The following is a 23,271-nucleotide window of genomic DNA, read 5'->3' on the forward strand; positions in this document are numbered from 1 at the left end:
TTATATTACATATGAAACACTTCGACTTTTTTCCTCTTATTAATTGCTCATTTTCGCAAAGTAGACAACGCATGTGATCACCTCTGTAGTAGTGTGTCCCAAAAAAATGATCAGAAATTCACTTTTCAGTTATTTAATTCTATATGTAGTTATTACTATCAACTTAGCATGGACATACTAGTTAGAATTTGAAATCACTGTGCAATAGGAGGAATTAATAAGAATGGAATATCATCAGTCTGGGGATATGGAAGATACATTGGCGAATCATTATATTCCTATGACTTCCGTTAGAAGCGGTGAAAGTGAACAGGTTAGCGTCGATCTATACTGCTATACCAATCAGATCGTCAACATAAGTTTAGTTGGCACTGCTGAAGATTGGGTGTTAGTGGATACGGGCATGCCGCAATCCGCCAATCGTATTCTGAAAGTCGTTGAAGAACGTTTTGGTGCAGGTTCGAAGCCAAATGCCATTATACTAACGCATGGGCACTTTGATCACGTTGGTGGTGTTATTGATCTTGTAGAAGCTTGGAACGTAACGGTATATGCCCACGAGTTAGAAATACCTTATCTAACCGGTCAAGCCAGCTATCCGGAACCTGACGGCTCTGTTGAAGGTGGACTTATAGCCAAGATCTCACCCTTATTTCCTAATGAACCCATTAATCTTGGGCGTCATGTGCAAGCTTTACCCTCTAACGGCAGTATCCCTGGCATGCCAGGATGGCGCTGGATCCATACGCCAGGCCATACGCCTGGACATGTCTCTCTTTTTCGGGATAAGGACAGAGCGCTTCTTGCAGGTGATGCCTTTGTAACCGTTGAGCAGGATTCACTGTACAAAGTTTTAACTCAGAAAAAGGAGCTAACCGGTCCACCGGTATATTTTACAACCGATTGGGCTGAGGCTGAGCAATCGGTCAGACATTTAGAAACTCTACAGCCGAATATAGCTATTACCGGCCATGGGGTACCTATGACTGGCAAGGAACTAACAAGTGGTTTGTCTCAATTGGCAGCCGATTTCAAGCGGATAGCTGTCCCAGACCATGGGCGATATGTAGATAACCAGAGTCAGTAAAAGTAATGAAGAATGCGAGGCTAACATGAGTCAAGTCAATCTAGTGCGATTATTCGTTGCTGTACCGGTCCCGCCAGGAATTAAGCATGCTTTCGCCAGCTGGATCGATCAAATCAAACCACAGCTATCTTTTCGTAAATGGGTTCATCCTGAGGATCTGCATATTACACTGCAGTTTCTCGGAGATACACCGTCAGGAAGTGTCCTTCGCATTAATCAAGTTTTGCATGAAATAAAGTCAGTAATAAGTCCACTCTCCCTTCGTGTGGAACCCCTCGGCTTCTTCGGGCGATCACCCCAGCCTTCGGTGCTGTGGGCCGGTGTCGGAGGCGACATAGCGGGGCTTCGCATCTTACAGAAACAGGTAGCCCATGCTCTTACTCCACTTGGCTTTTCTATTGAAGATCGCAGTTTTCACCCACACGTAACGCTTGCACGCAATTACATAGGCAAGACTTCATTTGATCGTGATATGTTGAGGAGTTTTACAATGCCCAATACTTCCCTTGAAGACCTACTTTCGTGGAAATCGAATGAAGTTATTCTTTACCGGAGTTATTTACATAAACGGCCCATGTATGAAGCGATTATTTTCGACGATGACTTGAAGTAAACTCCCCTATATCTTTGTTTCGATTTAAGCATTCATGAATGATAATGTGGCATTCAGACATAATAGTAAAGTTAAATTTAGTATGTGAGGAGATAGAATAAAATGGGAATATTAAGTGGAAATCCGAAAGATGAGCCGCTGCACTATGGTGAAATTTTTAGTGTATGGCAGGCATCTACTGTAGCGAAAGGATCTGTATCTTGTTATCAAGCGTATCTGAATCACTCAGGTGACAAAGAACTAAAAAAAATTCTGAATGATCTTATTGATCAAGCAAAGCTTGAGATAAAAGAACTTGATAAAATTCTTATTGATAACGGAATTCCATCTATTCCTACGCTTCCTGAAAGACCATCTGTTAAACATGAAGATATCCCAGCTGGTGCAAGATTCACAGATCCTGAAATTGCAGCTAAAATTGCCGCTGATGCTTCACTTGGACTAGTTGCTTGTAGTCAAGCTATGGGACAATCGATTAGAGAAGATGTTGGTGCTCTTTTCGCAAAGTATCATATAACTAAAGCAGCATTAGGATTAAAAATCCTTGAGATGAGTAAAGAAAAAGGTTGGCTCATTCCTCCGCCATTACAAATCAAGAGACCTGAGACTGTTAATGCCTAGAGCTAATGAAGTGAGCAGGATCCCAGTGGGATTCTGCTCACGTAATCTGTGTTCTGGTCTCTTATTCGGCCTTGGTTTAGTCGGGTTTATCGATGAAACGGTATTTCATCAATTATTGCATTGGCATCACTTCTACGACAAATCTACGACTCAAATTGGCTTGGTTTCAGATGGTTTTTTTCACGCATTCAGTTGGTTTGCAACCATTGGATCACTATTTATGTTTGCGGATCTACGCCGTCAAAAATCGTTACATCTCACAAGGTGGATAGGCGGTGTTTTCCTTGGCAGTGGCTCCTTCCAACTCTATGATGGCACCATCCAGCACAAAATCATGCGTCTTCACCAAATTCGATATACAAATAATGTGATTTTTTACGATATGATTTGGAATATTGGAGCTTGTATCCTGCTGCTCATTGGAATCTTATTTACGCTTCGGTCGAGGAAAGATATACGTAATGGACATATCGAGAGAGAGGCTTCTCATGTCGAATGAACACCATGTGCATGGGATGGATGGTAATCCTGATTTCATCCTACTATTGCTGGGTCTAGGTGCACTCTTACTCTATCTATATGCCGTAGTGAAGTCCAACCGTATGTATAGAAAATGGCCCTTCGCACGCGCAATTTATTGGTTTCTTGGCCTACTCTGTGCGTTACTATCTGTTGCTGGCCCATTAGCCCGATTTGCACACATCAATTTCACTGCACACATGTTTGACCATCTGCTTCTTGGGATGCTGGCTCCGCTATTCATTGCACTTGCTTCACCAGTAACACTACTTCTAAGGACCCTTCCCCTGCAATCATCACGAAGATGTGCACGCATTCTCAGAAGCTTGCCTTTCCGTATCCTAAGTGATCCTTTTGCATCTTCCACACTCAATATTGGCGGGCTCTGTATCTTATATACAACAAATTTATATGCGAACATGCATCATTCTTACATGTTATTTCTAGCTGTACATCTTCATGTATTTCTGGCAGGTTACCTATTTACGACTTCCATGATTTACATCGACAAACCGTCGCATCGAACTAGCTATGCATACCGTTCAATTGCATTTATTTTATCAATGGCAGCTCATGGGATTTTATCAAAAACTTTGTATGCAAACGCACTAGATAGTATCTTCTCATCAGTCCAAGTAGCAAACGGAACTATGCTGATGTATTATGGCGGGGATGCCATTGAGATATTAATCCTAGTAATCTTCTTCTCCCAGTGGTTTAAGAGTATACACCCTCGCCATACAGTGATTCCAATACAAAAAGAGCTCTATCCTTCCAAAAAGTAAAGCTTATTACCAGTTGCCAAATAACAATACCTAGTTATCTATTTGTCTCGCTATCTTTGATTGTTTTTCATAGGCAAAAATAATCATTCCTGCGCTCATCATGGCACATATCATATACATAGTGGAATAAGAGGTCGCATCAGCAATCGGCCCCATTAGAACACCACCGAGAGACATGCCCAGATCAGCCATAGCAACGAATAGACCAAGGAGTGCATTGCGGGTCATCTGAGGTAAAACAAAACTTAAATACGTGGTTAACACCGGATAAAGAAGCGCTTGGGCAAGTCCCATAAGCACGGCGCCCCCGTAGAAAAAGACGATTCCTCCTTCAAGAGAATAGCTTACACATTGCACAGCTACAGCCAAGATTAGCATGATGCCCATCATAAAGTAAGTGTGCCATATCCCATCTGACGGAATTTTTTTTCTTAAAGCAAACCGGGCTGCAACCACGAACCCCGCCTGAATCATAAGATAGATACCGGCGCTGCCATGTTTCAGTTGAGTAGCATACAGTGGGAGGAAGTTCGTAATTGCTCCGAATACAGTGGAAGCTGTTAACATTAAGACGCTGCTTTTGAACAAATAAGGATTTTTAACTAGTTGGCTGAATGATTGAAGTACACCTAGTTGCAACTCACTCTCCCTCTGTTTCTCGGCAGGTTGCTCTCTCTCCGTTTCCATTGGAATGCTGTAGCCGAATACACCCGTAACGATAGCTATGGCGACCAACAGTATAGTGAAATAACTCATCCCGCCTGCTTGCCAAATGCCGATCGCCAATACGGGGCCAAGAATACCGGGCATATACGTAAATAATGAATACAGTGATATCCCCTGGGAACGTTCTTTTTCTGGCAACGCATCGATGATCCCAATTTGCAAAGCCATTGAAAAAAAAGCCGTCGAACATCCCTGGAGTATCCGAGCAATCAAAAATCCTTCCAAGGTGCTGAATGCATACAGTAGCAAGGCAAGTCCGTTAACCACAAGGAGGATACGCAAAACTTTAATCGGCCCCTGCTGTTTAATGATCACTCCAGCCCACGGGCGGAATATCATCGCTGTACACATGTAAGCCCCCATGATCAAACCAATTGCTGTATTACTGGCTCCAAGAGATTCCCCTCGCAGAGGGATCAGGACATTCAGAATGGCATTGGCGCTAAAGAACAGAAGTGCAAGTATATATAAACGAACAAAAGGCCAGGATAACGCTCCGGTCAAAATTTCTTCCTCCTTCCCCCTGAATTACAACGTGATTTGCTTCTGCAATAAGGTACTCGCATATGCCGACTGAACATGCGGTAAATGTTCTATAGGGACCATTTCCTCCCTCTCGCCATTTCTCATAATCATGACCCTGTCACAAAGATAAGCGGCAGCTTGCAAATCGTGTGTTATAAAAATAAAGCTCATGCGATACATCTCCTTCAATGCTTGGAGCAAATCGAGGACTTGTGTTTGGACAGATACATCCAGCGAACTAATCGCCTCATCTAATACGATGTACAGGGGTTCTGTTGAAATCGCCCTGGCGATACAGACGCGTTGAACTTCCCCACCCGATAACTCATGGGGGTATTTCGTCCGATAGGAGGAGGGCAAGCCAACTTGGTGCAAGAGATGATTCAGTTTGTTATGATTCTCGCTTACCGCCTTCCGACCTATGCTTAGTGGCTCCATAATCGCTTGTTCAACGGTGAAAAAAGGATTCATTGACGAGGTATAGTCTTGAAACACTGCGCTGATACGTCCAGCACGGACAGCTCGCTCTGCAACGCTATGTCCTTCCAACAGGATAGTTCCACGATCCGGTTTCTCAATACCGGCAAGAAACCGCCCTAATGTCGATTTGCCACTTCCACTTTCGCCGATAATTCCGAGACATTCGCCATATCCACAAGTAATACTGATATCTTTAATAATGTGGTGCCTTTTGGCAGAAAGGAAGCCCATTTTCCGATACGACTTCTCCACGTTTTCAACGACTAGCAAGCATTACCCTCTCCTCCATGATCTTTTTATAACGGGATCCAAGTGCCAATCGGCTAGACACCAGATAGTTGGTATAGGAGTGCTGGGCTTCTGTAAAAATAGTAGGAACATGGCCGCTTTCAACGATAGCTCCGTCTCTCATAACAACAACTTCATCCGCAATCTTGTTGACAATTCCGAGATCGTGAGAGACAAGAATCATGGAACAACCACTTCTCTCCCTCAAGAGTACCAATTGCTCTATCACCTCGAATTGCGAGATGGTATCTAGGGCGGTCGTCGGCTCATCTGCAAGGATAATCTCTGGCTCTAGAACAAGAGCCAAAGCGATCATCAACCGCTGGAGCATACCGCCAGATAACTCATGGGGAAATTTATTAAGGGTATCCATTGGATTGTTAAGCATAACGCTCTTCATCGCCTGAATCATTTTATCTTCGATATCCTTCTTACTCCAGTTGAAATGCTGGGCAAGCGTCTCTCTAGCATGGACTCCGACCACACAGGAGGGATCAAAGGCACGCATCCCATTTTGAACAATCATATAAAGGTACTTGCCTCTTCTCTTTCTCATCTCTTTCGGTGAGAGTGCCATGATATCTTCGCCCTTGAAACGGATATCGCCGGATTGAAGCAACCAGGGCCGATTCAACCTCATAAGAGCTCGGCAAGTCAGCGATTTCCCGCTGCCGCTTTCACCAACAATTGCGAGACAACTTCCTTGCTTCAAGGAAAAAGAGCTGTCAGAAACAAGGATTTCGCTTGTATTCGCATCGCTTATTCTCAAATGTTGGACTTCTAAGATATTCATGATCTAGATCTTCACCTCTTTTACCCGTATTCTAGTTGTCGAGGCATTTAACTTAGGATCTAGCGCAATTTGAAGCGCATCAGATAAGAAATTAAAGGCTGCCACAATGATCATAATGGCACAACCAGGCGCAAGCATGAGCTGGGGCTTGGAGAACATTACACTTCTCGCTTCGTTTAGCATCATCCCCCACTCGGAGTGCGGGGCTTGAATGCCTAAACCCAGAAACGAGAAACCTGACATTTGCAGAATCATCGAACACATGGCGCTGCTTGAAATAACTGCAATATCGGATAGTGCGGCCGGCATCAGATGCCGATAAATAATTGTCATAGGGCCAATGCCTGCCACTTTGGCGAACTTCACATAATCCAGTTCCGAATACTGACTAACAGAGGCACGGATCACCCTAGCGAACCATGCCCATTTCATGCAAACAAACGCAATTAGGATATTTGCAAGTCCCGTTCCCAAGATGCCAACTATCGCGAGCGTCATGACATAGCCAGGAAACGAAAGCATAACATCGCAAATCCTCATGATCAACGCATCTGTTTTACCTTTATAATAACCCGCAAGGAAACCCAATACGGCCCCAATCAGCACGGATATGAACAAGGCAACGGCAACCCACAGTACGCTGGGGCGGATGCCGTACAGCAATCGGGATAGGATGCATCTTCCCAAGTGATCGTTCCCTAAGAGATAATCCCAAGATAGACCGGCATACCGAAGGCTCATATTGACTTCTTGCGGATCGTGGGGGGCCATGATAGGGGCTCCTAGACCGAGAAGGATCGTAACGGCAATAATCGCCAAGGAGATCATGGCTAGCTTATCTTTGGCTAAACGTGTGATAACCTTCATTCGATTTCCTTCCTTAATCGCGGGTTCAAGGCAGCTTGAATCAGGTCGGCAATCGTGTTAAACCCGACAAAAGCCACCCCCAAAATTAGCACGTAGGCTTGAATCATCGGAAAATCTCTGCCCAAAATGGATGTAACGCTTAAACTACCCAATCCAGGCCATGCAAAGACATTTTCAATAACGACTGTGCCTCCAAGTATCGTAGGTATTGCCATACAAAATATCGAAACGGCGACTCCCAAGGAATTCCGTACAATATGTTTGATAATCTTCCTCTCCGATAGGCCGCAAGCTCTTCCGTAGAGCACGTAGTCTTCATTTAAGTTACTTATCATTGCGCTTCTGACATTTCGGAAGTAAATGCCCGCATAACCAATCGAGATCACCGAAACCGGAAGAATATAACTCAGATAAGATTGCATTCCGCTCGTCGGCAGCAAGTCCAATTTCACGGAGAAATACCAGATCAGGAGTGAACCCAGCCAGTATGGCGGCATGGATGTTAGGAAGAATGAAAAACCTCTGACTGTTTTATCGACCCACTTCCCTACATTCAATGCACATACAATTCCAAGCAGGATTGACAATAAAATAATGACGAATGAAGCAACACATGTGAGTTTGAATGTATTCAGAAATGCCGGTGCCAGCAAAGACCATACTGGTTTTCCTGTTGTATACGAGTTCCCGAAATCCAATTGTACTAAGTCCGAGAGCCAGTGAAAATATCGAACGATGAATGACTTGTCAAGACCTAACTCTTCTTTGGTTTGAGCAATGAGTTCATCCGTTATTTGGGGTATATCCCTTGCATGAAGGATGGTTTCAGCGGGATCCATCGGCGAGAGATTAATCAATACAAACGTTACGAACGATATCATCAGAAGCAACGGGATGGAGAGGAATAACCTTTTCACCATATACCTTCCCAAAAGTAGACTCTCCTTTGTTATTCAAACGTCAATCGCTCAAACGGCAATTCGAATTGCGTTTGTTTAAATGAAATGCCTTTTACATTCTTTGGTGCCACGACAGTCATTTTGCCATTGGTAAGCGGGATAAATACCGCTTCATCATGGACAATTGTCATAATATCAGCGTACAGCGATTTTCTAGTTCTCTCATCCGTTGATAGGGTCACTTCATCAATTTTTTTGTATAGGTTTGCCGCTTTGGCAATCCCTTTGGTCGTATACAAATAAGCTGATTCCGAGGTAAATCCTGCTATCGTGCTCTGAGGGTCGTAGGCTAATCCCCAAGTTTGGTTAAACAGTAAATCGTAGTCGCCTGTCGATCTTCTTTTTGCGATGGATGTGGAATCTTCACCGTTCAGTTCCAACAGGATACCAACATTTTTTAAGGAGCTTTGAATAAATTCAGCCTGTGTTTTTTGCGAAGGAGAATTGCTGTCATAGTACACCTGCATGCTTAGTTTCTTACCGTTTTTGGTTCTGCTGGCAGCGCCGCTCTCCAATTTCCACCCTGCTTGTTCCAACATCTTTCTAGCTGTTTCGGGATCATAGTCACGCTTCTTCAAATCGACGTCCGCATAATTGACATTAGAAGAGAACAGCGCATTGGCGGCAGTCTCCGTTCCATTCATAATCGTTTTACTAATCGTTTCCCGATCAATGGCGTACCAGATAGCTTCACGCACGGCAGTTTCACTTACTGGACTGCTAGATCTACTACTGTTGGCGACAATCATTTTGGTATTCATGGGTTCACTTCGTACCAGTTGATACTTACCTGAAGAAGTTAATTTATTCATTGCTTCGACATCGATGCTATCTGTGCCTCGATCATCCGTGAATACAACATTGATTTCTCCTTTTTGTAAGGACAAGAGCGTTGTTTCACCGGACGGTAGTACCTTAGCTGTAATTTTCTTGATACTCGGCTCGCCATTCCAGTAATTTTGATTGGCTTCAAAGGTCGCATATTCATTCGTTTTATGTTCAGCCAACACATAGGGACCTGTACCATGGTAGCCACTTACCCCTTCTTTCGTTCCCCCGTTAACAAAATCTTTGGGAGATATGAAAACATAAGGTCTTGTCATGGATAATTCAATTAGGGCTGGTGAATAAGGCTCTGACAATTTCAACTTCAAGGTATACTCGTCTAGGACTTCACTGTTTACAATTTTGGTTGATAGCTTGATCCAAGCGTGTTTGGCTGCGTTTGCCTGGATAGCATCTATGTTTTGTTTCACAGCAGAAGCATTTAGCGATTCACCATCATGAAATTTAACATTTTTTCTCAAATGAAAGATGTATTCCCTTTGATCTTTGGAAATATCCCAAGATTCTGCAAGCAATGGCTTGATGCCATCTTTCGTATTTTCAACTAAGGATTCAAAGATCATCCCTTGAGCGGGCATAGAACCGGTGTATAAATGTGGATTAATGTCATTGATATCTTTCGCTGTTGCGTAAATCAGTTCTGAATTCTTTGGGCTCTCCGATTGAACTGCTGCTGGACCCGATACCGTATCTTGTTGACTGCTACATCCTGCAAGAACAAGAACACATACACATACAAGCAAGATTGGTAGCTTAACTAACCTTTTTTTCATGGAAATTCCTCCTGATATTATAAAAATAATTCACTGTTTATCCGCTTTATATCGCTACTAAAACTTTGAATCTCAAATGCAGGCGACAGTTTGTGATGCGGATAAGATTGAGCAGCTTCCATTAGTTTGCGCTCATAGGTATGCAGAAACTTAGTAATGGTGGGACATTGCAGGCCCAAATTGGTCATCATGCCCTGGATGATTTTGGTGCGGTAATAATCTTCTTTGGGCATGCGCGGGACGTCCAATTCCCCTTCTCTGTTTATGAATAATTTTCGAAAAGGAACTCCTGAGAAATCGAAATATTTACCCGTTTCGTCTGGTTCGGAATAAGGATCAATGAGCAGTGATGTATAACGAATGTACAATAAATATTCTTGGCGAGTCGTATCGAATTGGCTGAAATGTTCAATATCATGACGTGATAGGCTCTCAAGTCTGATGGGATAATTATCATCCGTCATAAACTGAAGTAAATTTAGCTGCTTGATCTTCAGGGTATCTAGCAGTGTCATGATTTCTTTCCACTGGTTTAGCATATCTCGAATGACATATTGCGTAATCGGGCCTTCTGGAAACATTTTATAGACATATTTCTGAGTTCCTGAATTTGAAAAAATCGCATCAAGGGAAAATTCATTCATAAAAAGGGCGGGGTGAACATACAAGGAGATGTTTCTTGTTTCCGCTTCAATCGGCGTTGCCAGTATAACTAGTGTAATACCTAATTGTTCGAAGAGCTGTTGTAGCATAAGGATATTCGCAGAGTGAATTTGGGTTGAACCCGCAAAAATTTTCTTCTTCACGGCAGTTGTCAGCACATGAGGCTGCAGTGTACCCTCCGTTAACCATCGTGTATCCCCTAGATAAGTAGAGAAACTTATAATTTCAACTTCTGTATGCCATGCATTCATATAATTGCGGACTAAACGATTGGAACCAAGAGTAGGTGAAACCAAAATGATGCACCTTATACCCGTAATAATATCCTCGCTTAACTGGCTCAGAACATCGAGATAAGCATCTGTCGTTACGGCAATAAACAGCGTATCCCAATTACCTGTTACAGAATCGTATCCTTTGAAAACCTGATCGACAACGCACATGCCTTCTAATGCACGATGCTTCTCATTTTGAATATTTACATGAACCTGACGTTTGTTCTGATCTAGTGCACCGAATAATTGTTCAGAGCGGGCAGATACTCTTCCAGCAATTCCTAGATAGCAAGGAAGCCGATTTTTTAAAGATACAGCAAGTTGAAGTGTTGCAGGTCCTGTGCCTAACAGCAGGATTCGCTTAAAATCACGCATAGTTGCCTCCTTTTCAACGTATAAACCAGTTAAGCTTTTATGTACAAAGCAACATCGAACACGTGATCTGGACGTACAATCGTATCAACCAGCACCCATTTTCGCATATCTACTTCATGCATGGGGTAGTTAAACAGAGACTTAAGCCCATTCCCATAACGCATTGCTACCACTACGTTTTCATTCGTTAATTCATGTAATTGATCTAATAGCTCATATTTAATGGGTACGGTTGAACTGAAAATGATGTGAGTTGCTTCTTTGGTAAAAGGTAAATCTGCCACAACTGTTTTTTCCAAGCGGATGTTGAACTGTGGCCCAAGTTTTTCAACGACTAGTTTACCAAGTGCAATCGACTCTTCATCGATATCGATCCCCACCACGACTGCCCCTGTTCGCTTAGCAATCAAGAGCGGTGTCATCGGGAATGAACCAGAACCAATGAATAGGACTTTTGAATCCGGGGTGACCTGTGAACTTCCAAACTCTTGATCGATACACGTTTCAATATTTATAAAATAATCAGAGATCTCATTCATACCCTCTTGCAGCCTGAATGCACGATATTTCTCCATATGGGCAACAGCTTGAGCGGATGTCATTCTTAGCGCTTCTACGAGTCGGGTTAATTCTTCGAGTTTCTCCAGTTTTAACTCTTCCCAAAGCTCTTTGTTGGTAGAATTTGTTATGAAATCAGAATATCGATTAATCAAGTCCTCTAACGCTGAACTGTGAGTAAGGGTTTGATCATAACCTGATACCAAGCCGTCAAATTCTTCATAATATTCAACCAAAGCTGATTGTAATGTTACGGCCGTCTGCATTCCCGTACCTCCTAAGCAATATAATTGGATATATCAATAAAAGCTTTCCCTTGTGCGACTATATTGACGATACCTTCTATACGAAGACTCACCTTGTCTACTTCTTCATAATTTGCATGAACTTGTATGATGCCGCCTGGCTGCTTGATTGCAGCAGAGATCTTTTCTTTATGCTTCCAAGCCAAATAAGCGCCTATAGAGGCTGTGCCTGAGCCACATCCACGCTCCCATATCATGCTGTCTACATGAGGAACATAAATGAGTGGCGCTAATTCCTCCGTATTGACCTTATAGAGCAGAATCCCGATTAGATTTGCTCCCATTGTCAAGCCAAGCAATCTGGCCAAGGATTCCGCTTTACCTCTGATTGATGAATGAAATTCATCGACTTCTATAACCATATGTATAAAATTGGCGTACCTCACGATAGTGACAACCAAATCGTTGCCCTCGTATTGGATGATTCGTTCTTCAATATGTTGTGGTGTCGGCATTGTCACGCTGCAGTTATATCCTTTTGCTATTCTCCTCACCGTACAAGTTAGTAATGTGTTGATACCGGAGACTTCTAATAGGATGTCTGTAGACTGATTGGGCTGCATGCTTTTCTCAGAAGCAAGATAAGCCGCCAAGGACATGCACGCATTCCCGCAAAACTCACCCCCTGCCATTTGCAGATGAGCGACTGCTGCACTGTTGACAGGCGTTTCAATATAGCCAACTTGCTCTGCGTACACACTATCGTATGACATAAGCTTGGAAGCAATGTGTTTGTACGCATCTGTCGAGTGTTTCGACTTGACCAGAATCGTCATGTTTTGGGTTGGACTGCATTTAACGAAATCCACGATCTGTTTCCCCACCTCAATCCTCCTTTGCAAGTAAAAGTATATACCCGTTAACATAAGTGTAAATATTACGATTTTGAGAAACGGATAAATAAATAGTAATTATTACGATTTATAATTCGAACTATATCTTTTACTATCCTTTTTGTCAATCTAATTGTAAAAATTACTTTTAATATTTCTAATTCAGAACATTAGTTAGTTGCTATCAATAAAAAACCCGCAGAATCTGCGGATAGTAGTGGTGCTATTTTCATGTTATGCGAGGTTTCTTCATGTTCACAATTGATCAGGCAGTCCATGAAGATACATATCTTTGCAGTTAGTGTTACGCTTTAGCGCTTCAACAGTCTTAGTATTAGGAGACTTGTATATGGTCAAATAATCAGTCTCGTCATAATTTTCACGGATAGGAAAAGCAAGTTTTTCTTCATCCAATGAGAATTCAGCACGAATGCCAGGTTTATTGCCACGTGGGTCCAGGCGAATCCACTTGATTTTGTGATAAAGCTTCTAGTTCAAATAAAATCATCGATATCAAAGGACTACAATGTAGTTCTTCGAACGCTTTAGAGAATCATGTAGGCAGCAATTGAGTTTATTCGTTGTCAGGGGGAACCGCCATCGGACTACCTGCATTCATCCCTGTATCTGTCAACCTTGCTCTCACTGTAACAGAAACTTTTGCCTGTGAGAATCGTTCATCCCAGCCTTCCGACCACTTCTTCCATAGTCGAGGAGATCTCCTCTTTATTTTCTGCCCCACCAACATGACGTCTGCCTTCATTTTCTGAACTTTTTGGATGGCTTCTATCGTGTCTTTATGGATCGTCTGTTCAATTCGATTGATGAAAAGCTGATGATCCTCTTTCGTAAGGATACTGGAGCAACTCATTTCCCCAACCTTCCCATCGACTTCAAGATGAATCTCAATGAATGGCCTATCTTCCATGGAGGATACATGTAGCGATGACTGTAACTTGGAAATCCAATAAGAATCACCACCACTTGGCGCATGAAGCTTAGCAGTTGTACTCTCGCATGGTATTGTGACTAGCCCTTCTTTAAATTCACCACGAATCATTAGAATACTATCAGCGATTTCGGCAGAAATAAAGCCTTGATCGATTGTACCTGTCGGAAATCTCAATATGTTCATGCCGTCGATGATAAAGAGCGAATGTTCTTGTCGAAGCAGTCGAAGATGAGGCAGCAGCGTCAAAGAACGAGGTGATTGCGCAAGGATATTAAGATCAAGCAGCGAAACTTTGGAAGCCATGCCCGTAAGAGCATTAGACATCGCCTCGACCGTTTTCATTTGTTGGCCGATTGTATTTTCAATGACGGGATCAACAAGGAGAAAGCGACCCGCCTCTCCCTCTGTCGTCATCACCGCGACAGCACCTCGTGGACCTTGTGAACGCGAGAAAAAGTCCAGAATTTCACCCATATTTCGATTCGCGGCCATCTTCTCACTAATAAGAAGCGCACGCATATGGCTCCATTGCAGCTTCCTTCCGAGCTTCCCCGAGATATGTGCCGCGGCAAGCGAGATGGTCGAAGCTTCGCTAGAGATCGTAAGGTACGATATGCCCTTCGTTGCCTTATTATTTCTCGATTCTGACGAGCCTGGTCGATAAATTTGCGTAGTAACGAGGTATCCCCCTTTATCAGTTTGATCAATAGCCACAGCCTGTACAAATCCCCATTGTGTCAGCTCATTCTTATCCCAGCAGCCTCCTAGTAAGGTTACGACAAATCCATAAAGCAATAGCTGTATCCCTAAACGCACATATCGCTTCATCATGGTTGTTCTCACTTCTTTCTTCGAGGTGATGCTGAGCCAAGTAAACGCCGATTCCGAGGGGATATCATAAATTTGCTAAGGGGCGCTCGGACCACAATATCCCTCATATCCCTCGATTTGAAAGGTGCGATCGATGATAGATAGGGCTGTCCTAGCGTGTGCAAACAAGTTAAATGCAATAACGTGAGTAGAAACATGATCATCAGGCCGAAACCCCCAAGGAGTGATGCGGCAACCATATACGGAAAGCGGAGAACACGGATAGCAATGGCAATGTCGTAATGTGGAATGGCAAATGAAGCAATACCCGTCAAAGCGACGACAATAACCATGATGGGAGAGGTAATTTTGGCCGTGATCGCAGCTTGTCCAATTACTAGCGCGCCTACAATACTGACTGCGGAGCCGACGGGTCTTGGAAGCCGAATTCCTGCTTCTCGCAGTAATTCAAACGATACTTCCATGATCAAGGCTTCAATGAATGCCGGAAAAGGTATTCCTTCCCTCGTATCTAAAATGGCGAGTAACAAGACGGAAGGTATTAATTCAGGATGGAATGTGGACATCGCGATATAAATACTCGGCAGCGTAAGTGCGATGAAGAATGCCAGAAGTCGCACCAATCGAGTCATTGAAGCAAAAATCGTGCGAACGTAGTAATCTTCACCTGTACTGATAAAATCAACCAAAAAAGCTGGAGCGATCATCACCGTCGGCGAATTATCTACAAGTATGGCAATTTTTCCATCCATTAAAGCGGCTGCGACGACATCCGTTCGTTCTGTATTACGGTATTGCGGAAAAGGTGTATAAGCAGAGTCCTGTATCCAGTCTTGAATATAAGACGTATCAAGCACATCATATGGCTCAATGCCATTCATTCGATTGCGAAATTCCTCCAATATATCCGGATGAATAACACCCTCTAGGTAGCAAAAGGCGATGGTTGTCTTAAATGTTTCCCCTGCTGTAATAAATTCAATCTTTAACTCTGGAGATTGAACGCGCTGGCGAATCATTCCCAGGTTGATCCCAATCGACTCTACTGTTCCTTCCCGAGGTCCTTGAACAACAGGCTCACTTACCGGTTCATTCACCTGACGTTTATTGAACGTGGCAGCTTTATAAGCAACCCCACAATTCCACCCGTCAAAAAGCATGACGACATGCCCCTGGAGGACTAGTTCCACAATCGTTTTCACTTCAGAAACGATGGATAATCCTAAAGATGTCGCTCCGGAATGACCGAAAAAGTAAGCAATGGCTTCGGGATCAATGGTAGCAGGATCTGCTGATTGAACTGTGGCAAGGTCATTGAGCACTTTGATTAAATAACTGTCACTATCATCTGTAACTAGCGAACTGCAATACCCCACCAATACCGAATACGTAAGCTCACTGCCGTATTTGCGTAACTCGAACACAATGTCTTGGCAATTAACGAACGCCTGTTCTAAGGTTTCTCTATTAATAAGAAGATTCGCTTGGATCTGTAACGGTTGATCCTCTGAGATAGTCATGACTCGTTCTCCTTCTGACGATTAGAGACGCTGCTTTTAACCCAAGTCAGCACAGTTAGCACAAAAATTAATGAACAACCGATAAAAATTACCGTGAATGGCCAAATGGTATAGACTTGATATTGAAAATCAGCCGGCCCAGAGAATAGCGTCAGTGATAGCATCGTACATAACAAAGACGCAGGGTATACATAAGCAGAAGTGTTGCTCACATTAGTTAAACGGACCATGAGTTTATTTAGTGCAAATAAATATAGCGTCGCCTTCATGTAGGAACCTATAATAATCGCGATGCCTACAATCGCCTCGATCCTTACATTGCTGCCATTCACTTGAATGTTACTCGCGAGTTGATAGAGTGAATAACTGAGGTGTCCTGCAGCTGGGCCAAAAGCCACGATTGTACACACGGTGGCAATAACCATCGTCGCACCTGTAAGTGTGAAGGCGAGAAATAACCTGCGATAGAGTATGTGCGTCTGATCTTTGGCAGCGAAAGATAGAAAAAACGGAAACAGACATACCTCACCAAAAGGGAAACCAGCACCCACATAGAAGCCATGAAGAAGATCGCCAATTCCCTTGTCTGGTAGGGGCAGGAGTCTTCCCCAATCATAAATCGGAAACGCAATAATCAGAACAATCAGCGTAAATATAAACATAACAGGAACAAGCAGCACGAACACCCGTGCCGCAATGACAATTCCTGCTCTTGCCGTTAAGGCAGCGACAAGTAAGCTTATTGAACAGAAGATATAAGGAGGCGTCTTCGGCATCATACTGCTTGCAAAAAAATCGCTTATGCCTGTTACAATCGCTGATGTTGCGAAAAGGAGCATTAAGACAATGGGCAGCATGACGACAATGGTAGGAATTCTTCCAATCAGTTTCCCACAATAATCAATTAATCCTATTCCTCCATGACTGTGATGTAGATATAATGTACAAGCAAGTACAAGTGTACCAAAACCAAATGCACCAATGAGTGAGATCCACGCAGCATTCCCTGCAAATCCTACAAGTGGTGTGGGGATATAAATAATGGCAGAACCCATTGTTACTGCGATTAAAAGGCTCGACATCTGTCCTGACGTTAGTATGGATCGGCGGTTGTTCATACATATTCTCCGTTCTCTAAGAGCCGCTGATGGAGGAAAAAAATGCAACGATGGCATCGGAGGGGTACCTATACAGCCATTCCAAACATTCACCAGGGTTCGGCCATGCCGGATGGTACAAGAACAGGGTGATTAAATAAAGCGAAGGAGAACCGAGTGCAAATCCCCATATGATCGACTTTCGTTCCAATCGATGCCAATCGTATCTGAATAAGGCTATGTACAGGGCCAATAACAATAATACAAATAGGTAATCCGCCACCGCCTTTGCCCCTCTCCTCTTTACATATATTGTTAGGATGTCATGTCGAACATGCATTCATTCATTTTTTGTAATTTTAATTAATTAACCGTGGATTTCGTCAGCTCTTTCAGCCACAATAAACGTATCTGCGATGAACTTGATCCTCTCTTGCACGCGAGAAACATCCTGTGAAATTTGATATCGTGTTTGAGTCTTCTCTGAATTGGGTATGTAATAGTAGGGCTTTTAGCTGCTTTTGCAATCATTCAGGAGGTGTTCGTATTGCGTAATTCGAGTAATTCTGTTCAACTATTAGAGCGTACCTATGGGTTAAAACAGATGAGAAAACAAGGGCAGATTCCAGCAGTTGTATACAGTAGTAGAATGAAAAACGAGCATGTAGCCGTTGAGGAGAAAGTAATCCGAGCCGCACTTAAAAGTAATGCACATGCAATTTTGGAAGTTGTTCTCCCTTCCAAGAAAAAGCATCCCGTGATAATACACCAAGTTCAAAAGGACAGTTTACATGGACAATTGCTGCATATCGATTTTCTACAAATTAATATGAAAGAAAAGCTTGATACTGCTGTGGCTGTTCATTTCATCGGAGAGCCTATCGGCACGAAAGAAGGCGGAATGCTGCAGGTTGAGATGCATGAGGTTATGATTCGCTGTATGCCAAATAAGCTGCCTAGCTCTTTGGAAGTGGATATCAGCAAACTGGGAATAGGTGATAAATTGCATGTTTCCGATTTGGATGCGGGCAAAGATGTAGAGATTCTAACAGATCCAGAAGCAATTCTTGTTAATATCCTTGTAGCTCAGAAACTAGATGAATCACTTGAACCAACTGTCGGAGAAACTGCCGCGGAAGAGGACACTAAGGTAGAACTTTAATCGAACAATCTAATGGAAAGCAAAGAGCTTGGCTTCAATGCCAAGCTCTTTTTTATATCTATAAACTCTCGTAGATGTCATTATATTTATTTTATTGAGGAAAATTCAACACAATGCGGGATTTACCATAGACGTATACATTTGCTGAAGTTTGCAATCCATTATATGTCGCTGTTAATACCGTTTGCCCATATTTGTGTCCCGTAATATTACCCAAACTATCTACGGTCATTATGGATGGATCTGCAGTTGAATAGCTGCCGTATTGGCTGACATTGACCTTTCGATCCCCGTAAACGGAAGTGAGGACAGTATCTAATGTTTGTCCGACACTCAGACTATAATCTTCCGAATCAAGTTTCAGACTTGATCCCTGCGGGGATGAATAAACTCCTATTTTCATGAGTGTGTCTGGAGAGGTAAGAAACAAGAATCCTCCACTCCTAACTGTGATTGCTTTGGTGGAACCACGGACAGATTTAGCCCTTTGCATAGTCCCTTCAGCATCGGTTTTAGTAACAAGTTGAGACTGGCCTATTAAGTAGCCGTCATCACTGGTAGTCGTTAGGGAAACTGGATATCCTCCAGCAAGCGTCTTCATCCAACTCTCTTTCCCTACGCTATCGGTTTTTATCAGTACAGTTTGGTCTTTTGAACGTGAACCAACGATTATATAACCGCCGTCGTTTGTTTGAATTACATAGCCAGCATTACAAAGATAAATCTTCTCCCATTCAATTTCGCCTGAAGAATTCAATTTCCAAATAGCCATATTAGTATCTTTGATCCCACTGACAATAAAGCCGCCATCTGCAATTTCCTCGATCGATCGTGCTTCTACTTGTGGGCTATTCGGTCCGCCAGCACCTATCACCGTAGTCCACTCGCTCGCACCATTACGATCTCTCTTTTGAACTTCAGTATGAAACGACCCGATATTAAGACTTTCTGAGTAAGTAGCTTGGATGTAACCGCCATCTTTTGCTTCTCGAATCATATTAAAGTGACCATAAGCTCCAGAATCAACTACCTGTGACCACTGAATTACGCCGCTTACATCTGTTTTGGCAATCACATAGTCATTATAGCGAAAGTAAAATCCTGGGACAGTTCCTCCAACGATATATCCCCCATCCTCTAAATGGCGAATAGAGGAAACCGCTGCCTTTTTTTCAACACCAGATGAATTTATGGCATGCAGTTGAAAGGCGTTTGACCACTGTTGAGTTCCTTCTTCATCAATATGTGCAAGGTATACGTCGCCCTCACTTGAGGTCCCCATCACTGTGTACCTATTTCCTGACATTTCTTGTACTTCAGAGAGTGCAAATCCTGTGTCATAAGTTCTTGTCCATTGCGTCTCTGGCGCTAGACCATCAGCAGCAGTGTATCCTATGTTCCAGCCAATTAAAAGGTTGAATGAGAGTGTTCCTGCTACTCGGATCGACTTATTGTTCCGGTGTTATCGGCTATATTTACAGCACTAATAAGTAAGAATATCGTCACTTCAGACCCCGTTGTATTGTTAACCAGTATTTCATTGGGAGTTAGATCACCCGCACCACCTCCTGCAATAAACACTCCTGGTGAAGGTTCAGCCTTCCAGATCTGTATGTAACAGATTAACGCTCATAACCGGGATCCTCGTAATCGGTATTTTGTAGCTTATGAAGTATGTTCATATCAGAAATATGAGCCCTCGTCTTCTCTGTTCCCAAATTGTAAATGAATTGATAGAGTTTGAGCAGGTCATCGTTAAATTGATCCGTTGCTTTATCGTGATCAGCGGATTTATACGGAATTGGAGCTCTGAATTGGGTCAATTCATCGTCCCGCTTTAATTGATCAAGCATTTGACGTAACATTTCAATCTCTACCTCAGTCCCGCGGACTTCAAGGTGTTCGTTCATAGAGGCCTCCCTACCAAGGCTTTGGTTGGATACAGAGACGAATCGTGTATGTAGTGTAGACATTTCAAACACTCCTTTTCTTATAGACTACTTCCTATTAAAGCCAATATGACTTGTTTGAAACAATGTAAATTGGATCGATCAATTTCTTACCTATTGGATGGTTACAGGTCATTTAAGAACTGTTACTATGGGACTGAATACGAAATGGGGGTGAAAATATGCCGTTGTATGTTTATTACATTGTATTTACTGTGATTTTAATTTTCGGGGGAGCAGCAACTTTCGCGATTGGCCTCTCCAATAAAAATAAAGAAGGAAATCCGGGATATGATCGTCAAACCAAAAGCATATTTACCAATCTTTCTCTTTATTATGTCATTATCTTCCCTTTGGCCCTCATAGTCTTGATAGTGTATATTGTTAAGTTTGTTAACGAATAAGAAATAATAAAAAACAACCACTTTGGCGGTTATATCCGCTAAGTGGTTGTTTTATTTTAGATATGCCATTTTATTTCACAATAAATTCGTTTATTAAGAAGTAAAAGACACCTGAAAAAATGGACACGAAGAATATAATAGTTAATGGAAGAAGTCCATCCAATTTTTGCTCGTAGTCATTTCTATGTGAATTATTCATGTAAATCCTCTCCTTTTAACGTGTAGTCGACTTTTTCATTTCAATTTCAAGATCATCTTGACGGATGACAATCCTGCCCCCTATAGCAATGAGCAATGGACTTGCTACTAATGCAGCGCAAAGCATAATAAATGATAGTAAAGCCGCCATTGGTCCATCTCCTTTCTAGTGTTCATATCACCAAGTGTAAATCTTGTAATTATCATAAATTTGAAATGGACATATGTAACCAACCAATTAACCACTTTTATTTGCCATCCAATTTCACAGCATACTTGCGGGTCCAAAGCGAAAACTCGACTATTTATTGTAGTTAAGTGGTAATATATATATAAAATTATTTGGTTGATCCGAATACGCAAGGGGATTTTAAGATGTGGAAACCTGATCGTACTAGTAAAATAGCTCTATACCAACAAATTTCTGACTATCTCGAGCAAAGAATTTCATACGGGGAATTTCCTCCTGGAAGCTTATTGCCCTCAGAGCGGAAACTTGCTGAGCAATTTGAAGTGAACCGAAGCACCGTCATTTCTGCATTCGCAGAACTTCGATCCACGGGGATTATCGAAAGCCGCACGGGAAGCGGAACTCGAGTAAGCACTTCCAAATGGGGCGCAACTCCGAAACACACGCCTAACTGGAGTCGGTTTGCTGAAGGAGGCAGCTTTCTACCGAACCTACCTTTTTTGCGGAGAATTCGCGAGGCGTTAGCACAGCATCCGACATTAATCGATTTTGCAAGCGGTGAACTATCTGCTGATCTAGCCCCTACTGATGAAATCGCTGAACTCATGAGTAAAAACGCATACACGTCCTATTTGGGCTACGATAACCCTCAGGGTTCTATGCTATTAAGAGAGGCTTTAGTAGATTATCTACATAATTATCGTGGAATTCAGGCGTCAGAATCTTCCATACTTATAACATCCGGCTCTCAGCAATCGTTATATCTCATCACGCAATGCCTACTATCTCCTGGTGATGCCGTTGCAATTGAAGATCCTTCCTATTGTTATTCGCTGCCAATGTTTCAATCGGCTGGGCTTCGATTATTCCGACTACCTGTCGATACTCATGGCATAGAGCCAGAAGATATTCGCACATTATACAAAAAACATCGGATTAAGATGGTGTTCTTGAATCCAAATTACCAGAACCCAACCGGAACGGTACTCAGTGATGAGCGGCGCAAACGTCTTCTTGAAATCATTTCTGAGTTAGGACTTCCTGTAGTGGAAGATGACCCCTATAGCTTAACATCTTATGACGGCCTCCCTCTTGCGCCACTCAAATCAATGGATACCATGGGTTCGATTCTATATATTGGGTCCTTCTCTAAGATTGCAGCATCCGGCTTACGAATCGGATGGATGGTGGCTCCTCGTTCCATTGTGGAACGGTTAACCGATGCTAGACAACAGATGGATTTCGGATTAAGTATCATTCCACAGCAGGTAGCGGGGCAATTTTTGCAATCATCGTATTTTCATCCTCATTTGGAGCGTTTGCGTATCCAACTCCAATTCAAAAGGGATTTACTCATTGAATCCTTAGAGAAGGAACTTTCAGGTTTAATCGAGTACGTAGTGCCAGTAGGGGGAATACATTTTTGGTGCAAATTAATACCGAACATTCCGGACAGTATCTTGCTGGAAGAATCCATTAAGAATGGGGTTGTCATGGTACCAGGGAGTGTGTATGGTTCTGATTCTGGATACGTGCGATTTACATTCTCCAGGGCTAAGCCGGATGAGATTGCATTGGGAATAGCTAGATTTGCTAAGGCAATACGATCGTTGATTTAAATGAAAGCTTCACATATAGAACAGCCGCGAGACATTCTACACGGCCGCTCATAACACAGAAAGACCTGGCTAACGAGCTGCCAGGTCTTTTTCATTGCACGGAATCCGTATGTTCCGCCCCATTTTAAAGAAATAAGGACTATTGCATCCATGGTAAAATTCATGCTACTGTGAGAGTGGATGCTACCATGTGGTCACAAATCATTTCCACTACAACGATTACGATAGGGTAAAACATATATGAATGAACTGTTTATGGATTTCTTAACCATCTTACTTCCATCCTTCTTCTTTTTTTACATGGCTATAACCTTAATTTATCGAAATATGAGAAGCATGATAAACCGAATCGCGGCTCTGCTTATGTTTGCATTTCAGTTTTATTTTCTAGGGGAATATATTAAAACGTCTTTGTTGCCCCAGTATCAAATGCAGATTGTTCTATATGGAAATAGTCC

General features: G+C 42.6%; 22 protein-coding genes. 7 read left to right on the forward strand and 15 right to left on the reverse strand.

Annotated elements, in window-relative coordinates; translation table 11 throughout:
• The first annotated feature begins 223 nt into the window (after nucleotides 1-223).
• From A8708_RS27545 to A8708_RS27565, 5 genes are all read left to right on the forward strand, one after another.
• Complete coding sequence (locus A8708_RS27545; RefSeq protein WP_068669004.1) at nucleotides 224-1,087, forward strand: MBL fold metallo-hydrolase; 864 nt, start codon at nucleotides 224-226, stop codon at nucleotides 1,085-1,087.
• Between the two features lie 25 nt (nucleotides 1,088-1,112).
• On the forward strand, nucleotides 1,113-1,700 hold the full coding sequence (gene thpR, locus A8708_RS27550; RefSeq protein ID WP_068669007.1) for an RNA 2',3'-cyclic phosphodiesterase: 588 nt from the start codon (nucleotides 1,113-1,115) through the stop codon (nucleotides 1,698-1,700).
• 102 nt (nucleotides 1,701-1,802) lie between these two features.
• Nucleotides 1,803-2,321, forward strand: coding sequence for a DUF3231 family protein (locus tag A8708_RS27555; protein ID WP_068669009.1), 519 nt, complete (start codon nucleotides 1,803-1,805; stop codon nucleotides 2,319-2,321).
• A complete protein-coding gene (locus tag A8708_RS27560; RefSeq protein WP_068669011.1) occupies nucleotides 2,314-2,820 on the forward strand; it encodes a DUF2243 domain-containing protein in 507 nt (168 codons plus the stop codon). The genes A8708_RS27555 and A8708_RS27560 overlap by 8 nt, the downstream gene beginning before the upstream one ends.
• Nucleotides 2,810-3,625, forward strand: a complete 816-nt coding sequence (locus tag A8708_RS27565) for a cytochrome c oxidase assembly protein (RefSeq protein WP_068669013.1) — start codon at nucleotides 2,810-2,812, stop codon at nucleotides 3,623-3,625. Before A8708_RS27560 ends, A8708_RS27565 begins: the two co-directional genes overlap by 11 nt.
• Nucleotides 3,626-3,655: 30 nt before the next feature.
• On the opposite strand, the gene cntE is transcribed toward A8708_RS27565, so the two are convergent.
• The 12 genes from cntE to A8708_RS27625 all read right to left on the reverse strand — a co-directional run bounded on the left by cntE (nucleotide 3,656) and on the right by A8708_RS27625 (nucleotide 17,312).
• Complete coding sequence (gene cntE / locus A8708_RS27570; protein WP_068669016.1) at nucleotides 3,656-4,855, reverse strand: staphylopine family metallophore export MFS transporter CntE; 1,200 nt, start codon at nucleotides 4,853-4,855, stop codon at nucleotides 3,656-3,658.
• Nucleotides 4,856-4,879: 24 nt separating this feature from the next.
• Nucleotides 4,880-5,626 (reverse strand): ABC transporter ATP-binding protein, encoded by a 747-nt coding sequence (locus A8708_RS27575; protein ID WP_068669018.1) that lies wholly within the window; start codon nucleotides 5,624-5,626, stop codon nucleotides 4,880-4,882.
• Nucleotides 5,613-6,437: a staphylopine uptake ABC transporter ATP-binding protein CntD gene (cntD, locus tag A8708_RS27580; RefSeq protein ID WP_068669020.1), complete on the reverse strand. Its 825-nt coding sequence runs from the start codon at nucleotides 6,435-6,437 to the stop codon at nucleotides 5,613-5,615. Before cntD ends, A8708_RS27575 begins: the two co-directional genes overlap by 14 nt.
• A 3-nt stretch (nucleotides 6,438-6,440) precedes the next feature.
• Nucleotides 6,441-7,304 (reverse strand): staphylopine uptake ABC transporter permease subunit CntC, encoded by an 864-nt coding sequence (gene cntC / locus A8708_RS27585; protein ID WP_068669022.1) that lies wholly within the window; start codon nucleotides 7,302-7,304, stop codon nucleotides 6,441-6,443.
• Complete coding sequence (opp1B, locus tag A8708_RS27590) at nucleotides 7,301-8,236, reverse strand: nickel/cobalt ABC transporter permease (protein WP_068669024.1); 936 nt, start codon at nucleotides 8,234-8,236, stop codon at nucleotides 7,301-7,303. The genes cntC and opp1B overlap by 4 nt, the downstream gene beginning before the upstream one ends.
• Before the next feature lie 17 nt (nucleotides 8,237-8,253).
• Complete coding sequence (gene cntA / locus A8708_RS27595) at nucleotides 8,254-9,882, reverse strand: staphylopine-dependent metal ABC transporter substrate-binding lipoprotein (protein ID WP_068669026.1); 1,629 nt, start codon at nucleotides 9,880-9,882, stop codon at nucleotides 8,254-8,256.
• 17 nt (nucleotides 9,883-9,899) lie between these two features.
• Complete coding sequence (locus tag A8708_RS27600) at nucleotides 9,900-11,195, reverse strand: opine metallophore biosynthesis dehydrogenase (protein ID WP_068669028.1); 1,296 nt, start codon at nucleotides 11,193-11,195, stop codon at nucleotides 9,900-9,902.
• A 29-nt stretch (nucleotides 11,196-11,224) separates the two neighbouring features.
• Nucleotides 11,225-12,019, reverse strand: coding sequence for a nicotianamine synthase family protein (locus tag A8708_RS27605; RefSeq protein WP_068669030.1), 795 nt, complete (start codon nucleotides 12,017-12,019; stop codon nucleotides 11,225-11,227).
• Nucleotides 12,020-12,030: 11 nt separating this feature from the next.
• On the reverse strand, nucleotides 12,031-12,834 hold the full coding sequence (locus A8708_RS27610; RefSeq protein WP_420848629.1) for a diaminopimelate epimerase: 804 nt from the start codon (nucleotides 12,832-12,834) through the stop codon (nucleotides 12,031-12,033).
• A 631-nt stretch (nucleotides 12,835-13,465) separates the two neighbouring features.
• A complete protein-coding gene (locus tag A8708_RS27615; RefSeq protein WP_068669035.1) occupies nucleotides 13,466-14,674 on the reverse strand; it encodes a Ger(x)C family spore germination protein in 1,209 nt (402 codons plus the stop codon).
• A gap of 8 nt (nucleotides 14,675-14,682) precedes the next feature.
• Entirely contained in the window at nucleotides 14,683-16,194 is a 1,512-nt protein-coding gene (locus A8708_RS27620; protein WP_068669037.1) for a spore germination protein, read from the reverse strand.
• Nucleotides 16,191-17,312: a GerAB/ArcD/ProY family transporter gene (locus A8708_RS27625; protein WP_068669039.1), complete on the reverse strand. Its 1,122-nt coding sequence runs from the start codon at nucleotides 17,310-17,312 to the stop codon at nucleotides 16,191-16,193. The genes A8708_RS27620 and A8708_RS27625 overlap by 4 nt, the downstream gene beginning before the upstream one ends.
• A 526-nt stretch (nucleotides 17,313-17,838) precedes the next feature.
• Here A8708_RS27625 and A8708_RS27630 point away from each other — a divergent pair.
• Nucleotides 17,839-18,453: a 50S ribosomal protein L25 gene (locus tag A8708_RS27630; RefSeq protein WP_082927842.1), complete on the forward strand. Its 615-nt coding sequence runs from the start codon at nucleotides 17,839-17,841 to the stop codon at nucleotides 18,451-18,453.
• A gap of 91 nt (nucleotides 18,454-18,544) precedes the next feature.
• Here the strand turns inward: A8708_RS27630 and A8708_RS27635 are convergent, their stop codons facing one another.
• The 3 genes from A8708_RS27635 to A8708_RS36900 form a co-directional block, all read right to left on the reverse strand.
• The gene (locus A8708_RS27635) at nucleotides 18,545-19,735 is read right to left on the reverse strand and encodes a hypothetical protein (RefSeq protein WP_068669041.1); all 1,191 of its coding nucleotides are present in this window, start codon (nucleotides 19,733-19,735) and stop codon (nucleotides 18,545-18,547) included.
• 340 nt (nucleotides 19,736-20,075) lie between these two features.
• Nucleotides 20,076-20,363: a hypothetical protein gene (locus A8708_RS27640; protein ID WP_239696869.1), complete on the reverse strand. Its 288-nt coding sequence runs from the start codon at nucleotides 20,361-20,363 to the stop codon at nucleotides 20,076-20,078.
• A gap of 657 nt (nucleotides 20,364-21,020) precedes the next feature.
• The gene (locus A8708_RS36900; RefSeq protein ID WP_275667939.1) at nucleotides 21,021-21,155 is read right to left on the reverse strand and encodes a hypothetical protein; all 135 of its coding nucleotides are present in this window, start codon (nucleotides 21,153-21,155) and stop codon (nucleotides 21,021-21,023) included.
• A gap of 224 nt (nucleotides 21,156-21,379) precedes the next feature.
• Here A8708_RS36900 and pdxR point away from each other — a divergent pair, with 224 nt between their 5' ends.
• Nucleotides 21,380-22,813, forward strand: a complete 1,434-nt coding sequence (gene pdxR, locus A8708_RS27650) for a MocR-like pyridoxine biosynthesis transcription factor PdxR (RefSeq protein WP_068669047.1) — start codon at nucleotides 21,380-21,382, stop codon at nucleotides 22,811-22,813.
• Nucleotides 22,814-23,271 lie beyond the last annotated feature (458 nt).

Origin of the sequence: Paenibacillus oryzisoli (genome assembly GCF_001653565.1) — a bacterium.
Lineage (GTDB): Bacteria > Bacillota > Bacilli > Paenibacillales > NBRC-103111 > Paenibacillus_E > Paenibacillus_E oryzisoli.

What these genes read in the sequence shown, in the direction of transcription:
- thpR (WP_068669007.1), top strand. Translation starts at nt 1,113, where the DNA reads ATGAGTCAAGTCAATCTAGTGCGATTATTCGTTGCTGTACCGGTCCCG.
- A8708_RS27555 (WP_068669009.1), top strand. Translation starts at nt 1,803, where the DNA reads ATGGGAATATTAAGTGGAAATCCGAAAGATGAGCCGCTGCACTATGGT.
- A8708_RS27625 (WP_068669039.1), bottom strand. Translation starts at nt 17,312, where the DNA reads ATGAACAACCGCCGATCCATACTAACGTCAGGACAGATGTCGAGCCTT.
- A8708_RS36900 (WP_275667939.1), bottom strand. Translation starts at nt 21,155, where the DNA reads ATGGCGGCTTTACTATCATTTATTATGCTTTGCGCTGCATTAGTAGCA.
- pdxR (WP_068669047.1), top strand. Translation starts at nt 21,380, where the DNA reads ATGTGGAAACCTGATCGTACTAGTAAAATAGCTCTATACCAACAAATT.
- A8708_RS27565 (WP_068669013.1), top strand. Translation starts at nt 2,810, where the DNA reads ATGTCGAATGAACACCATGTGCATGGGATGGATGGTAATCCTGATTTC.
- A8708_RS27600 (WP_068669028.1), bottom strand. Translation starts at nt 11,195, where the DNA reads ATGCGTGATTTTAAGCGAATCCTGCTGTTAGGCACAGGACCTGCAACA.
- A8708_RS27635 (WP_068669041.1), bottom strand. Translation starts at nt 19,735, where the DNA reads ATGGGGACCTCAAGTGAGGGCGACGTATACCTTGCACATATTGATGAA.
- A8708_RS27605 (WP_068669030.1), bottom strand. Translation starts at nt 12,019, where the DNA reads ATGCAGACGGCCGTAACATTACAATCAGCTTTGGTTGAATATTATGAA.
- A8708_RS27640 (WP_239696869.1), bottom strand. Translation starts at nt 20,363, where the DNA reads ATGAACGAACACCTTGAAGTCCGCGGGACTGAGGTAGAGATTGAAATG.
- cntD (WP_068669020.1), bottom strand. Translation starts at nt 6,437, where the DNA reads ATGAATATCTTAGAAGTCCAACATTTGAGAATAAGCGATGCGAATACA.
- cntA (WP_068669026.1), bottom strand. Translation starts at nt 9,882, where the DNA reads ATGAAAAAAAGGTTAGTTAAGCTACCAATCTTGCTTGTATGTGTATGT.
- cntC (WP_068669022.1), bottom strand. Translation starts at nt 7,304, where the DNA reads ATGAAGGTTATCACACGTTTAGCCAAAGATAAGCTAGCCATGATCTCC.
- A8708_RS27620 (WP_068669037.1), bottom strand. Translation starts at nt 16,194, where the DNA reads ATGACTATCTCAGAGGATCAACCGTTACAGATCCAAGCGAATCTTCTT.
- A8708_RS27615 (WP_068669035.1), bottom strand. Translation starts at nt 14,674, where the DNA reads ATGATGAAGCGATATGTGCGTTTAGGGATACAGCTATTGCTTTATGGA.
- A8708_RS27560 (WP_068669011.1), top strand. Translation starts at nt 2,314, where the DNA reads ATGCCTAGAGCTAATGAAGTGAGCAGGATCCCAGTGGGATTCTGCTCA.
- A8708_RS27610 (WP_420848629.1), bottom strand. Translation starts at nt 12,834, where the DNA reads ATGACGATTCTGGTCAAGTCGAAACACTCGACAGATGCGTACAAACAC.
- A8708_RS27545 (WP_068669004.1), top strand. Translation starts at nt 224, where the DNA reads ATGGAATATCATCAGTCTGGGGATATGGAAGATACATTGGCGAATCAT.